This window comes from Devosia rhodophyticola (assembly GCF_028816475.1).
GTDB lineage: Bacteria > Pseudomonadota > Alphaproteobacteria > Rhizobiales > Devosiaceae > Devosia > Devosia rhodophyticola.
The window spans coordinates 2,372,869-2,385,910 of record NZ_CP118247.1; the positions used below are offsets into that span (position 1 = coordinate 2,372,869).

The 13,042-nt window shown below is 55.7% G+C and carries 13 protein-coding genes; 4 read left to right on the top strand and 9 right to left on the bottom strand.

The annotated features are described in order from the left end of the window. Positions 1-28 precede the first annotated feature (28 nt). Complete coding sequence (locus PSQ90_RS11665; protein ID WP_282210473.1) at positions 29-394, top strand: response regulator; 366 nt, start codon at positions 29-31, stop codon at positions 392-394. Between the two features lie 140 nt (positions 395-534). Here PSQ90_RS11665 and ctrA read toward each other — a convergent pair whose 3' ends face one another. Beyond that, positions 535-1,242, bottom strand: coding sequence for a response regulator transcription factor CtrA (gene ctrA, locus PSQ90_RS11670; RefSeq protein WP_282210474.1), 708 nt, complete (start codon positions 1,240-1,242; stop codon positions 535-537). A gap of 425 nt (positions 1,243-1,667) precedes the next feature. Between ctrA and fliI the strand changes: the two genes are divergently transcribed. Both fliI and fliJ read left to right on the top strand, forming a co-directional pair. Beyond that, positions 1,668-2,996: a flagellar protein export ATPase FliI gene (fliI, locus tag PSQ90_RS11675; RefSeq protein WP_282210475.1), complete on the top strand. Its 1,329-nt coding sequence runs from the start codon at positions 1,668-1,670 to the stop codon at positions 2,994-2,996. Between the two features lie 56 nt (positions 2,997-3,052). Further along, the gene (fliJ, locus tag PSQ90_RS11680) at positions 3,053-3,469 is read left to right on the top strand and encodes a flagellar export protein FliJ (RefSeq protein WP_282210476.1); all 417 of its coding nucleotides are present in this window, start codon (positions 3,053-3,055) and stop codon (positions 3,467-3,469) included. 6 nt (positions 3,470-3,475) lie between these two features. Here the strand turns inward: fliJ and PSQ90_RS11685 are convergent, their stop codons facing one another. From PSQ90_RS11685 to PSQ90_RS11695, 3 genes are all read right to left on the bottom strand, one after another. Beyond that, entirely contained in the window at positions 3,476-4,396 is a 921-nt protein-coding gene (locus tag PSQ90_RS11685) for a PRC-barrel domain-containing protein (RefSeq protein WP_282210477.1), read from the bottom strand. A 135-nt stretch (positions 4,397-4,531) separates the two neighbouring features. After that, the gene (locus PSQ90_RS11690) at positions 4,532-5,497 is read right to left on the bottom strand and encodes a PRC-barrel domain-containing protein (RefSeq protein WP_282210478.1); all 966 of its coding nucleotides are present in this window, start codon (positions 5,495-5,497) and stop codon (positions 4,532-4,534) included. A gap of 317 nt (positions 5,498-5,814) precedes the next feature. Continuing rightward, positions 5,815-6,870 (bottom strand): zinc-binding metallopeptidase family protein, encoded by a 1,056-nt coding sequence (locus PSQ90_RS11695; protein WP_282210479.1) that lies wholly within the window; start codon positions 6,868-6,870, stop codon positions 5,815-5,817. A 193-nt stretch (positions 6,871-7,063) separates the two neighbouring features. On the opposite strand from PSQ90_RS11695, the gene PSQ90_RS11700 reads away from it, so the two are divergent. Next, complete coding sequence (locus PSQ90_RS11700; RefSeq protein WP_282210480.1) at positions 7,064-7,372, top strand: YciI family protein; 309 nt, start codon at positions 7,064-7,066, stop codon at positions 7,370-7,372. A 55-nt stretch (positions 7,373-7,427) separates the two neighbouring features. Here the strand turns inward: PSQ90_RS11700 and flhA are convergent, their stop codons facing one another. From flhA to fliG, 5 genes are all read right to left on the bottom strand, one after another. Continuing rightward, positions 7,428-9,557 carry a flagellar biosynthesis protein FlhA gene (flhA, locus tag PSQ90_RS11705; RefSeq protein ID WP_407648114.1) on the bottom strand — a complete coding sequence of 710 codons (2,130 nt, stop codon included), beginning with the start codon at positions 9,555-9,557 and terminating at the stop codon, positions 7,428-7,430. 11 nt (positions 9,558-9,568) lie between these two features. Further along, positions 9,569-10,936, bottom strand: a complete 1,368-nt coding sequence (gene flbD / locus PSQ90_RS11710; RefSeq protein ID WP_282210481.1) for a sigma-54-dependent transcriptional regulator FlbD — start codon at positions 10,934-10,936, stop codon at positions 9,569-9,571. Positions 10,937-10,948: 12 nt separating this feature from the next. Further along, entirely contained in the window at positions 10,949-11,239 is a 291-nt protein-coding gene (gene fliN, locus PSQ90_RS11715) for a flagellar motor switch protein FliN (RefSeq protein WP_282213050.1), read from the bottom strand. 62 nt (positions 11,240-11,301) lie between these two features. Continuing rightward, positions 11,302-11,946, bottom strand: coding sequence for a FliH/SctL family protein (locus PSQ90_RS11720; protein ID WP_282210482.1), 645 nt, complete (start codon positions 11,944-11,946; stop codon positions 11,302-11,304). Position 11,947: 1 nt separating this feature from the next. Continuing rightward, complete coding sequence (fliG, locus tag PSQ90_RS11725) at positions 11,948-13,039, bottom strand: flagellar motor switch protein FliG (RefSeq protein ID WP_282210483.1); 1,092 nt, start codon at positions 13,037-13,039, stop codon at positions 11,948-11,950. Positions 13,040-13,042: the final 3 nt, after the last annotated feature.

The window sequence follows — 13,042 nt, forward strand, 5'->3', positions numbered from 1 at the left end:
GCGTCAAAATATTCGTTCGAGGGCCATTATGAAATCCTGTCTCATTGTTGATGACTCAAGCGTGGTCCGAAAAGTTGCCCGCCGTATCCTTGAGGATATGGATTATGTTGTTGATGAGGCCGAGGATGGTCAGGAAGCAATAGACAAGTGCCAGCAGGAGATGCCTGACGCGATCCTGCTGGACTGGAACATGCCAATTATGAGCGGTCTGGAATTCATCAAGCTATTGCGCACCTACGAAGGTGGGGACAAGCCCAAAGTGGTTTACTGCACGGTAGAGAATGATATCGGCGCTATCGCCCTCGCCCTCAAAGCCGGCGCGAGCGACTATATGATGAAGCCATTTGACCAGGCGATTCTCGAATCCAAATTTCAGCTGCCTGACGCAGCCTGATCAGTTTTCTTAATCACCTTTCTCCGTACCAGATTTTTTGGAGGAGGCTGGAGGCGATGGCCGTTGGCAGCCCGAAACCCATAAAACAAACCCCGTGCCAATTGGCACGGGGTTTTTCAGTTTCGAGCAGGTTGAATGCGTCAGGCGACGCTCTCGGTATAGCCTTCGTTCTCATCTGGTTCGCGCAAGACGTAGCCGCGGCCCCATACGGTTTCGATGTAGTTCTTGCCACCAGTGGCGACCGAAAGCTTCTTGCGAAGCTTACAGATGAACACATCGATGATCTTGAGTTCTGGTTCGTCCATGCCGCCATAAAGGTGATTGAGGAACATTTCTTTCGTGAGCGTTGTGCCCTTACGGAGCGAGAGCAGTTCGAGCATCTGGTATTCCTTACCGGTCAGATGCACGCGCTGGGTCTGGACTTCGACAGTCTTGGTGTCGAGATTTACCGTCAATTCACCGGTGGTGATAACCGACTGGGCGTGACCCTTGGACCGGCGGACAATGGCGTGGATGCGGGCCACGAGCTCGTCCTTGTGGAAGGGCTTTGTCATGTAATCATCGGCACCAAAGCCGAGGCCGCGAACTTTGTCCTCTATGCCGGCAAGGCCGGAAAGGATCAGGATGGGTGTCTGCACTTTTGCGACACGCAGGGTGCGCAGCACCTCATAACCGCTCATGTCGGGAAGGTTCAGATCCAACAAAATAATATCGTAGTCGTAAAGCTTGCCGAGATCGACGCCTTCTTCACCCAAATCTGTGGTGTAGACGTTGAAACTCTCGGATTTGAGCATCAATTCGATGCTCTGCGCCGTGGCGCTATCATCCTCAATAAGGAGTACCCGCATTATATTCCCCTTGCCATTCGTTCCTGCTGGAACATGGAGGCCCGCATCGCTGAATGCGACCTCACTCCAACCCTACTGGATATGACCAAACCCTAGCCTCTAATAGTTAACAAAGTTTAATTCCCCACCGCAATACGCAAACGACGGTAAGATGAATTAATATTAAGCTATTGAAATATAACGGTTAATTGCCAGGAATTTTCTTAATAAAATGGTTTAAGTAATCGTTTCAACCGACTCTGTTGACTCATGCAATGACCATTGATGTGGGGGATATGGGACGGTGTGCCAGTCGGCGAAAAAAACAGCCCGATGAAACCTCTTAACGCTTTTTGCTTAACGTTTTGTTACTTTCCGATTCGCGGGCATCTCGATTCGAGTTGGTCCGTTAAGGTTGACGAATTGCCGATAGAGAAGGCGGGACATTGAAAGCGCTGACCTCAGCCATTGAGACCATCGACGATGTTGAGGTGTTCGGCCGCGTCAAGGCCGTTCAGGGGCTGTTGATCGAAATCGTCGGTCCGGTTCGCGAATTGCGTGTCGGTGGGCGCGTGATCATTGAAACATCAGGTTCCGCGCCATTGCCTTGTGAGATTATCGGCTTCAAGGATGGGCATGCTTTGTGTCTGCCGTTCGGCCAATTGGCCGGGGTAAGGCTGGGCTGCAAAGCGGTTTTTCAACGTCATGACGGAGCGGTCTTTCCATCAGAAGGATGGTTGGGCCGGGTCATAAATGCCAATGGCGAGGCGATTGACGGCAAAGGCCCGTTGCCGCGCGGCGGCGACGCCTATGCTTTACAGCAATCGCCATTGGCTGCCCATGACCGGGTGCGGGTCGGCGAACCGGTTGATCTGGGCGTGCGCGCCCTCAACACCTTTACCACAGTATGTGAAGGGCAGCGGTTGGGCATTTTTGCGGGCTCAGGTGTTGGCAAGTCGGTGCTGATGAGCATGCTGGCGCGCAATACCGATGTTGATGTCGCAGTTATCGGGCTTATCGGTGAACGCGGCCGCGAGGTTCATGAATTTATCCAGGAGTACCTGGGAGAGTCGGGGATAAAACGGGCCGTTGTCATTGTAGCGACCTCTGACGAGGCGGCGTTGATGCGGCGGCAGGCAGCATTTTTGACCTTGGCGGTGTCGGAATATTTTCGGGATCAGGGTAAGCGCGTTCTTTGTATGATGGACAGTCTAACCCGTTTTGCCATGGCACAGCGCGAGATCGGCCTGGCGATTGGAGAACCGCCAACTGCCAAGGGGTATCCACCGACTGTTTTCACCGAATTGCCACGACTGCTGGAAAGAGCGGGGCCTGGCACAGTTAATTCAGGGTCTGTTACCGGCTTATTTACCGTTTTGGTGGAAGGTGATGATCACAACGAGCCCATTGCCGATGCCGTGCGCGGTATTCTTGATGGGCACATTGTGATGGAGCGCGGCATTGCCGAGCGGGGACGATACCCGGCGGTCAACGTGCTCCGGTCCATATCGCGCACCATGCCAGGGTGTGTGCCGACCGATTTCCGGCCGGTTCTGGCAAAAGCGCGAGAACTCATGTCGATATTTTCCGACATGGAGGAACTGATCCGGCTGGGGGCTTACCGGAAAGGGTCAGATCCGAAAGTGGACCGCGCCATCGCGATCTACCCGGCGCTTGAGGCATTCTTGAGCCAACAACGGGAAGAAACGACGACGATTGCTGAGGGCTATGATCAGCTCAAGGCAATTGTGGATACCGCGGCGGCGTCGGACTGAAGGGGCGCTATCAGTAAGCGCACCGGAACTGACTTGGTGTGTAAGGAGTACAGGTCGTGAAATCGAGAAGCGAGAGCCTAATCCGGCTCAAGAAATTCCAGGTCGACGAGAAGCGCCGTCAGGTCAGCCAGATCGAAATGATGGTCAATGACTTTGTGCGCATGGCAACCGAGCTTGATCAGCAGATCGAGATAGAGCAGACCAAAACCGGCATTTCCGATGTCGCCCATTTTGCCTATTCAACCTTTGCCAAGGCTGCAATGGTGCGGCGCGACAATCTGCTGGCGTCAGCCAACGACATGCGCGAAAAGCTTGAAGCTGCGCAAGACGCTCTGGCCGAAGCGCTCGAAGATCTCAAGAAAGTTGAACTGCTCGATCAGCGCGAAAACCAGCGCGAAGCTGCAGAACAGCTCAAGGCCGAGCAGTCGGACTATGACGAAATCGGGCGGCTTCGGTTTCGTAACTCCAAATAACGCCCCTCAGGGCTCAATTACCATGCGTTGATTGATCCGGTCGGCTTCATAGCTTGCCGGATCATAGGCCTTTTGCGCTTCAAGTTGGGCCTTGGTGGTATTGAGAAACACATAGCGCGTGTCATTGACGTCCATTGAGACATTGATGTTGTCGGTGCCGACGGCAACGGGTTTGGCACCCAACCCCAAAAATCCCCCAACATCGACGACAATTGCATCAATTGTTCCATCGCGATTGCTGACGACGCTGTTGACTGTGCCGATCTGCTGGTCGATGCCGTAGACGGCAATGCCATAAAGTTGATCGGGATTTAAGGTGTTCACGTCCATTGGTGTCATCTGCACGCCATCGATGGATGTGCTGATATTTGCTTCGGACTGGGGCTGATCGGTTGTCGTTGTGGGATCAACCGCGAGGGTGTTGGGATCCCCATCGACCATCTGGGCGGCTTCCTGTTCTGGCGTCAGTGCGGGGCCGATAGCGGCCTCACTATCACCCCAAATAAAAGTTGGCGCTGCGGCCATGGCGTCGGTGCTTGTCGACATTACGTAGCGAAAACTGCCATCGCTGGCCTTGACGCGTTGCAGTTGGGAAAAATCGACCGCAACCAGTTTGCGGCCTTCGCCAACAATGCTGCCAACATCGATTACGGCAGCGGAGACGGCATTGGCGGCAGTCAGAACGAGGTCGGTGATGGGGCCGATTTCGGCGGCGTCCCTGCCGGCGGAGCCAAAGACCACTTGCCCTATAATGTTGGAAGTCAGTTGGTCATCTGAACTTGCTTCATATCCCTGTGACAGAACTGTTGGCGGGGTCAGGCCAACCTTTTCCAGTTCGGTAGACTGGACGAGGGGCACATCCTGGGCGGGGCTTTGTCCGACAAGTGTTGCCATCAGAACAGTTGCGCAAAGCATGGGGCGGATCATGGTTTTCTCCTCAAACGCGCGAGCAGGGCGCGGGAACATCAAATAAACGGTTCCAATCACAAGTTGTTCCGCTCAACGCGAGGGCCGCACCCATTGGCGCGGCCCTGTAATCTAGAATAACGCTCGATCAATCGGTTATTGGGCAATCATGCGCTGGTCATCGCGCGCAGTGGAATAGGTGTCAGCGTTGTACTCGGGCTGCTGTTCAAGCTGTTCCTTGGTGAAGTTGACATAAACGAAATACTGACCGCCATCATCGGTAGCGAACTGCAGATTGTCCATGCCAACGGCCACGCGTTTCTGACCCATGCCGAGAAAGCCGCCAAAGTCGATCAACATAGCATCAATCTTGCCGTCTTCGGTCAAAACGATGTCCCCGACTTCGGCGATATCCTCGCCATCCGAACCCACAACCTTGGCGCCGCTCAGATTATCGGCGGTCAGGTCCTCAACGGTCACTGCGACATAGCCTTCAGGCAGATTGCCCCTGTTGTTGACCATCGCGTTGCTGTCGGCCGGGGTCGCCGGCGCCATTGCGCCAGCGTTATCGGCTGGTGCGGCAGGAGTCATAGCGGCGTTATTGTCGGCCGCGGGCGCCATTGCATCATTGTTGAGATTGGCGGGTTCGTCGTCCTGCCAGACGAAGTCCGGCGCTGCGGTCAGCTGGTCGGCAGTCGTGGGCAAGACCCAGCGCTCGGAATTGTCGGCGGCTATGGTGAATTCAAGTGCGCCGAAATCAACAGCCACGGATTTTTCGCCAATGCCGAGGAAGCCGCCAACACCGATGACCACGGCGGTGATACGGCCGTCATCGGAGAAGACGAGGTCGGTGACGTTGCCGATTTCCTCGGCATCATCGCCAGTGGACGAGTAGACAGGCTGGTCGATCAGGCGAGTGGCCAGATTGTCTGTGTCGACGACCTGATAGCCTTGTGCCATATCAAAGCCCATTGCCATACCGTTGTTGGCAGGCGCCATACTTTCGGCAGGCGCTGTAGCATCAGCGGGTGTGGCGGTGTCAGCTGGCGTTTTGTCCTGGGCGATGGCGCCGGTGCCGAGCAATATTGTGAGAGCGGTAGTAGCCAAAAGGGTGCGGATCATAATATCCTCATTGGGTTCATTTTTACTTTTGAACTGGGCCGCATAATGCAAAACTTTGCCGGTGGAGCATTGTGCGGCCTGTTAGCGATGGGGGGACAACGCGACTATTCCGCAGTCGTTCCAAGTTGTTCGTTCTGAAGTGCCAACAATCAAAAAGGCCAACCCTTTTGGAGTTGGCCTTTTCCGCCTCCCATGGCGGTTATCTTTTGGGGGCGCGCCATTTATGCGCGCATGAATTCCCGTGTGCATCATAATAGCGCAGGTTTGAGGGCAGCGGTAACCCTGTCCGTCGGCGCGGTTAAGAAGATACTAAATGTTTAATGGTCGGCGTCCCAAGAGGGATGAAGCAGCCCGTGTATGAAAGCCAGTTTGGCCATAACGCTGGGGCCCAGAACAAATGGGTAGGCGTCGGGGTGACCCATGGCGCGATTGAGATTATTGAGCAGTGACGAGAGCGGCACCCAATTGTCCATCACGCGCGAAAAGTCGTACTCGCTGTAAGGATCGAGATGGCGTTGGGTCTGGTCCGAAATCAGGCCAAACTTGAGGCCAAAGGCGGCCGCTGTTTCGACAGTGTCGACGATATGGAGATAGTGTGCCCAGGATTCGGCGAAATCTTCCCAAGGGTGGGCGGTGGCGTAAGGGCTAATGTGACTTTCAGACCAGGCGGCGGGTGCGCCTTGGGCATAATATTGTTTGAGGGCATTTTGATAGTCTTCTGACTCGTCGCCGAATATGGTGCGGCTAGGGTTCAGTGCCGTGGTATTGGCGACCAGCAAATCCCAATAATGATGGCCTATCTCATGGCGAAAATGCCCTAACAGGGTGCGATAGGGTTCACCCATAGCGGTGCGGCGTTGTTCGCGTTCGGCGTCGTCGGCCTCGGCCAAGGCGATGGTTATGACGCCGCGATCATGGCCGGTCATAACGGGGTCGGGATCGCTGGTGCCTTCTGCCAAGAAGCGAAAACTCAGCCCGTGGGTAGGGTCCTCCTGCCGGGTCGCCAGAGGCAGGTTCAACCGCAAGAGGGAATAGAACAGGCGCTTCTTGGCATGCTCGATTGTCTGCCAACGCTTGAGATTGGCGGGATCATCAATGTTGGGGATGGTTTCGTTGTGACGGCAGGCGGCGCAGTAGATTTCGCCTTCGGGGGATGCGTCGATCAGCCAATTGCAGGCGGCATGCTTGGCATTGTCGCAATAAACGAAGGTTCGATCTTCATATTGGGGGCTGGACCATGTTTCACCCTCTTCGCCCAGCGAAAGCAGCACGTTGGCCGACGGATAATATCCCAGCCGATGGCCGCAGCGCTCGCATTGGATATTTTCAAAGTAAATGGTGTTGCCGCAGTGATAGCAGCTGAAGAGTTTCATTTTGTAGGCCCATGGGGTGACATGCACCAATGGTCCAAACCCCGAGTTGTTCCACCGCTGTTTTCCGGCTCGCCTATGCCGTTGTGATGAACGATCAGGGCCAAAGGATTAATTGGCAACATCGTGGCGTTGTGCAAACTTTGGCTCGGCATATGCCGCGTACGCGCAACCTGAAAATAACGGGAGAACGAGAATGGCCAATTACGTCCTCGCCTATCATGGTGGAAAAATGCCCGATACGCCTGAAGAGGGCGCCAAAGTCATGGAGCAGTGGAATATATGGATAAAGGGATTGGGAGATTCCATGGTTGATCCCGGCAATCCGGTGGGTAAATCCAAAACGGTCAGCGCCAACGGGATCTCCAACGATGGTGGCTCCAATCCGCTAAGCGGGTTCTCGATAGTCAAAGCCGAAAGCATTGATGAGGCCATCGAATTTGCCAAAGGCTGTCCTCAGTTGGATGGTGGGACGATTGAAGTGGCCGAAATTATTGAAATGTAACGCTTCGGAAGGCACTCCAGATGATAAGCCCGTCGTTCCGGCGGGCTTTTTTCGTTCAAATGCTTCCCACTGTCTTGAGCTTGATCCTGGGATGGACTTCATTCTGGCTCATTACGACGGTTTGGGGGCGAAAACGGTCAATGATGGAGCGAATATGGGGGCGCACCGATGGCGAGGTGATCAGCACCGGGATTTCTCCCATCTGGGCGGCCTTCTCGAAACCTTGCTGAATGGCGGCGATGAATTGTTGGAGCCGGGAAGGTGCCATTGCCAGATGTCGATTTTCGCCGTCGCCAACCATGGCTTCGGCAAAGTCACGCTCCCACTGAGGTGAGAGGGTCAGCAATGGCAAATTGCCATCCTGTCCCAAGTTGGCGGCGCAAATCTGGCGCGAAAGACGCGAGCGGATATGCTCTACAATGGTCTGGGTGGAGCGGCCGCCGCCGGCGACTTCAGCCAGTGCTTCAAGGATCGAGGAGAGGTCGCGGATTGAAATCCGCTCGTTGAGCAGTGACTGCAATACGCGTTGGATTCCCGAAACGCTGATTAGGCCGGGCACGATATCCTCGACCAGTTTTTGCTGTTCCTTGGGCAGACCGGCCAGGAGCGACTGCACATTGGTGTAGCTTAGTAGATCGGCAACATTGGCCTTGAGTACCTCGGTCAGATGAGTTGATATGACCGTGGAGGGGTCAATGATCGAGAGGCCCTGCAGTTCGGCTTCATCGCGCAGCGCTGGATCAATCCAGGTTGCAGGCAGACCAAAGGTTGGCTCGGTAGTGTGGTGGCCGGGCAAGTTGATCTGATTGCCCGATGGATCCATGACCATGAGCTGATTGGCGAATATCTGGCCAGCACCGGCCTCAACTTCCTTGATGCGGACCTTATAGTCATTGGGTTCGAGTTGCATGTTGTCCAGAATGCGAACCGGCGGCATGATAAAGCCAAGATCCACGGCCATCTGGCGGCGTAGGGCCTTGATCTGCTCGGTCAGGCGATCGGAACCATTTTCGTCTTCCTTGACCAGTGACAGCAGACCATAACCCAGTTCAAGTTTGAGTTCGTCGATTTTCAGGCTGTCGCTGATCGGCGCTTCGGTGGGCAGTGCCGCTTCGGCCTGCTGGGCTGCCGTATCGTCAGCGTTCGCCAAAAGTGCCGCAGTATCGCGGGCTTTCATAGAACGGAAAGCCATATACCCAACGCCCCCGGCGAGGGCAATAAAGGGGATGAAGGGCATCCCAGGCAGGAAGGCCAACAGCGTCATGACCGCCGAGGACATTCCCAATGCTTTTGGATAGCCAGTAAACTGGCGCGCCAACGCCTTGTCAGCGGAACCCGCAACGCCGGATTTTGACACAAGAATACCGGCAGCGGTCGAAACGATCAGAGCCGGAATTTGCGAAACGAGACCATCGCCAATTGTAAGCAATGTATAGACATTGCCCGCTTCAGAGAATGTCAGGCCCTCCTGCATGACGCCGATGACCATACCGGCGATGACATTGATGAAGGTGATGATCAGTCCGGCGATGGCATCGCCGCGCACGAATTTGGATGCACCATCCATATTGCCGAAGAAGGCGCTTTCGCCCTCGAGTTCGGCGCGACGGGATTTGGCACTATCTTCATCGATCAGCCCGGCGCTCAAATCGGCGTCAATGGCCATCTGTTTGCCGGGCATTGCATCAAGGCTAAAGCGGGCGGCGACTTCGGCGATGCGTCCCGAGCCCTTGGTGATGACGATGAAATTGACAACAACCAGAATGGCAAAAACCACGACGCCAATGATGAAATTGCCGCGCATGATGAAATTGCCAAAGGCCTGGATAACATTGCCGGCGGCGTCGGTGCCGGTGTGACCTTCTGACAGAATGAGGCGGGTGGTGGCCAGATTGAGCCCCAGCCTCAACATGGTTGCGATCAGCAAAACAGTCGGGAAAGAGGAGAATTCCAGTGGTTTTTGAATGAACAGTGCGGTCATCATGATCATGACCGAAAAAACAATAGAGATCGCCAGAAGACCGTCGAGCAGCATCGGTGGCATCGGCAGGATTAGAATGACGATAATCGCCATGACGCCGGTGGCGAGCGCAATGTCGCCTGAACGCAGCGTTTCTAAAACGGTCTGGAAAGAGGGAAGCTTGAACCCGCCTAATGGACCATTGCCGGTTGGGATGTCAGCCACTTACGGCTCCCTTATGCGACCGAGCGCTGTTCGCCGGGACCGGGCACGAACGTGCCCTCGTCGGCATATTGGTTAAGCTTGTTGCGCAGGGTGCGGATGGAGATACCCAGAATGTTGGCTGCGTGCGTGCGATTACCAAGGGTATGATCAAGCGTATCCAAAATCAGGTCCCGTTCGACATCGGCTACAGTGCGCCCGACCATGGCGCGTGACATGGTTTCGGCCGTTTGGGCCAATTGGGCGGATAGGGAATGGGCTTCTGCGGCCTCGCTAAGTCCGGTGCCGTCGGGCAGAGAAATCGCGTCAGGGCCAATTATGTCGGTCTGTGACAAAAGCACCGCGCGGTGCAACGTGTTTTCCAGTTCACGGACGTTACCGGGCCAGGGAGCACCAAGCAAAGCGACTTGTGCTTCGGGCGACAAAGTTCGGTGCGTAAGGCCGTTGGCCTTGGCATATTTGGCGACAAAGTGATCTGAAAGCGCAGCGATATCTCCGGGGCGGTCCCTAAGGGCCGGCAATTTCAGATTGACGACGTTGAGCCGGAACAGCAGATCCTCACGGAAGGAGCCTTCGCGAACGGCTTCGTTCAAATTGCGGTTCGACGTGGCGAGAATGCGGATGTCGACGGGAACGGGCTTGCTGCCGCCGACACGATCAATCAAGCGCTCCTGAATGGCCCGCAGAAGCTTTGACTGCAGGCGGAAATCCATTTCCGAGATTTCATCGAGCAGAAGCGTGCCAGCATTGGCTTCTTCAAACTTGCCGATCCGACGCCCGATGGCACCGGTGAACGCGCCTTTTTCATGCCCGAATAGTTCACTTTCCAGCAGTGCCTCCGGGATGGCAGCACAATTGATGGAGATGAAGGGTTTTGAGGCGCGTTTGGAGTGGGCGTGGAGATATTTGGCGACCACTTCCTTGCCTGTGCCGCTTTCCCCGGTGATCAGAACGCTGGCGTCGGAACCGGCAATCTGATCTGCCATTTTTACGACGCGTTCCATGGCAGGATCGCGGAACAGAAATTCGCTGGCGTCGCGAGCAACGGCGGCAATGACGGCCGCGATCAGATCAGCGTCTGGTGGCAACGGGATATATTCCTTGGCACCGGCACGGATAGCGTTCACGGCCGCTGCCGCATTGGTTTCAACGCCACAGGCGACCAATGGAATGGCGATCCGCTCGGCAGCAAGCCCGGCGATCAGAGCGGCAATGTCCATCATGACATCGACCAGCAAGAGATCTGCGCCGCGCCCGGCGCGCAGCGTGGCCAAAGCGATTTCAATGGATGGGGCGTGAGCAACCTTGGCCCCGCCCTGCATTGCAAGCTTGGTCGCTTCGCTCAATTGCCCTTCAAGTGCGCCAACAATCAATAGTCGCATAATGATGCCCTCCTAGGCGGCCTTGATGACTTCGGTCATGGTGACGCCCAGACGACCCTCGACCAGAACGATTTCCCCGCGCGCCACCAGTCGTTCATTGACATAAATTTCGACCGCCTCGCCGACTTGACGGTTCAGCTCAATGACAGTGCCAACATCCATTTTCAATAGATTTGAAACCGGCATTTTCGTGCGGCCCAGCACAACCGAAATGCGCACTGGAACGTCGAAAACCGCCTCGAGATCGGCGGCTGATTTTTCCTGAAAAGGTTCGGCGCCGGACTTTCGCGCGGAAGGGGCCATTTCTTCAAGATTCATGGCCTCATGTGCTGTCACGTCGTCGTCGAGCGTGTCGCCGGAGTTGCTCATTGCTCGGTCTCCTGGGGTGCGGTGCCGGTTCTGCCGGCGAGATAGGCTGAAATTTTTTCGTCGATTGAACTGGAGATGGCGTTGATGTCGCGCACCAGTCCTCCATCAACCCATTCGAGCCGACCATCGCCAAGTCGTTGGTCGGGATCGCCCATGACGACCAATCTTCCCGAATAGCCTGACGTCGCCATGTTGGCAGTTGCCGCTTCCCGCACTGCGTCCGCCACGTCGGGATGACAGCGAATGACCAGATGCGGCACGCCGTCAAGATTGGCCATACACTCGGCGATCAGGACCTCAAGTTCGGCGGTGGGCTGGCGCGCGAGGAGATTGGTGGCGAGTTTGCGGCCGATGCTGGCGGCAAGTTCGATCGCTTCGCGAAGATTGGTTTGTCCAGATTGGTCAAGGTTGGCGCTCATCGCAGCGGTTTGGGCGGCGATGGCGTTAGCTGCGTCAGCAATGGCTGTGGCCGCTGCAGCGCTGGCGCTTTTTTCGCCAGCTGCAATACCTTGGGCATAGGCTTCTTCGCGCGCCTGGGTGACGAGTTGGCTGACCAGATTTTCCGGCACACTTGGTTGGGTTGCAGACGTGTGTCCGCCGCCAAGGTCGAGATCGAATGTGAACCGTGCGGGTGCGGCCATGCTATGCCACCATCTGTTCGTCGGAATTGGACTTGACGATGATTATCTCGCCACGCGCGGCCATGTCCTTGGCATTGGACACCATACGGCTTTGTGCTTCGTCGACATCCTTGAGCCGGACTGGGCCCATTGCTTCCATGTCGTCCTTGAGCATTTTGGCGGCACGGGCCGACATGTTCTCGAAGAAGAAATCCTTGACCTGCTCATTGGCACCTTTGAGCGCCAAAGCGAGATCTTTCTTGTCCATTTTTTGAAGTAGGGTCTGAATGGCCGAGGCCTCCAAACGCGACAGGTCCTCGAAGGTGAACATCAGGGCCTTGATACGTTCTGCATCGTCGCGGCTGTTCTCCTCGAGCGTGGTTAGGAACCGGGCCTCGGTCTGGCGATCAAACGAGTTGAAAATCTCGGCCATCTGCTCGTGGCTGTCACGACGCTTCGCATGGCTCAATGTCGACATGAACTCGGTGCGCAGCGTGGTCTCGATTTTCTCAAGAATATCCTTTTGCACCGGGTCCAGCCCCAGCATCCGTTGAACGACATCCATCGCCAATTCCTCGGGCAGGGCGGCGAGAACCTTGCTGGCATGGTCGGTGGCGATCTTGGAGAGGACTACCGCGATAGTCTGGGGATATTCGTTCTTAAGGTAGGTCGCCAGAACGTCTTCCTGAACGTTCGAGAGTTTTTCCCACATGTTGCGACCGGCGGGGCCGCGAATTTCTTCCATGATTGAATCCACCCGCTCTGACGGGAGGAACGACAAGAGGAGGCGCTCCGTTGTGTCAGTGTTGCCCGCAAGCGTGCCGGTCGAGGAAACACTGGTGACAAATTCAATCATCAATTCGTCCAGCATCTGCTGGGTGATCGGCCCCAACCGAACCATGGCGCGAGAGAGGTTTTTGACCTCGAGTTCATCAAGCTCATCAAATATCGGTTTGCCATAATCCGGCCCAAGGGCCAGCAATAAGGCAGCGGCTTTTTCATCGCCCTTAAGGACGCGATAGCTGGCGTCCTTGCCCACAACCAAACTGGCGCCCGCGCCTGTGCCGGGGCGGGATTGGGTAGGGACTGCGTTAGATTGTGAAACCAATGCCATGAT

What these genes read in the sequence shown, in the direction of transcription:
- PSQ90_RS11685 (WP_282210477.1), bottom strand. Translation starts at nt 4,396, where the DNA reads ATGATCCGCCCCATGCTTTGCGCAACTGTTCTGATGGCAACACTTGTC.
- PSQ90_RS11665 (WP_282210473.1), top strand. Translation starts at nt 29, where the DNA reads ATGAAATCCTGTCTCATTGTTGATGACTCAAGCGTGGTCCGAAAAGTT.
- fliN (WP_282213050.1), bottom strand. Translation starts at nt 11,239, where the DNA reads ATGGCCCCTTCCGCGCGAAAGTCCGGCGCCGAACCTTTTCAGGAAAAA.
- fliG (WP_282210483.1), bottom strand. Translation starts at nt 13,039, where the DNA reads ATGGCATTGGTTTCACAATCTAACGCAGTCCCTACCCAATCCCGCCCC.
- PSQ90_RS11720 (WP_282210482.1), bottom strand. Translation starts at nt 11,946, where the DNA reads ATGGCCGCACCCGCACGGTTCACATTCGATCTCGACCTTGGCGGCGGA.
- PSQ90_RS11695 (WP_282210479.1), bottom strand. Translation starts at nt 6,870, where the DNA reads ATGAAACTCTTCAGCTGCTATCACTGCGGCAACACCATTTACTTTGAA.
- PSQ90_RS11700 (WP_282210480.1), top strand. Translation starts at nt 7,064, where the DNA reads ATGGCCAATTACGTCCTCGCCTATCATGGTGGAAAAATGCCCGATACG.
- flbD (WP_282210481.1), bottom strand. Translation starts at nt 10,936, where the DNA reads ATGCGACTATTGATTGTTGGCGCACTTGAAGGGCAATTGAGCGAAGCG.
- ctrA (WP_282210474.1), bottom strand. Translation starts at nt 1,242, where the DNA reads ATGCGGGTACTCCTTATTGAGGATGATAGCGCCACGGCGCAGAGCATC.
- PSQ90_RS11690 (WP_282210478.1), bottom strand. Translation starts at nt 5,497, where the DNA reads ATGATCCGCACCCTTTTGGCTACTACCGCTCTCACAATATTGCTCGGC.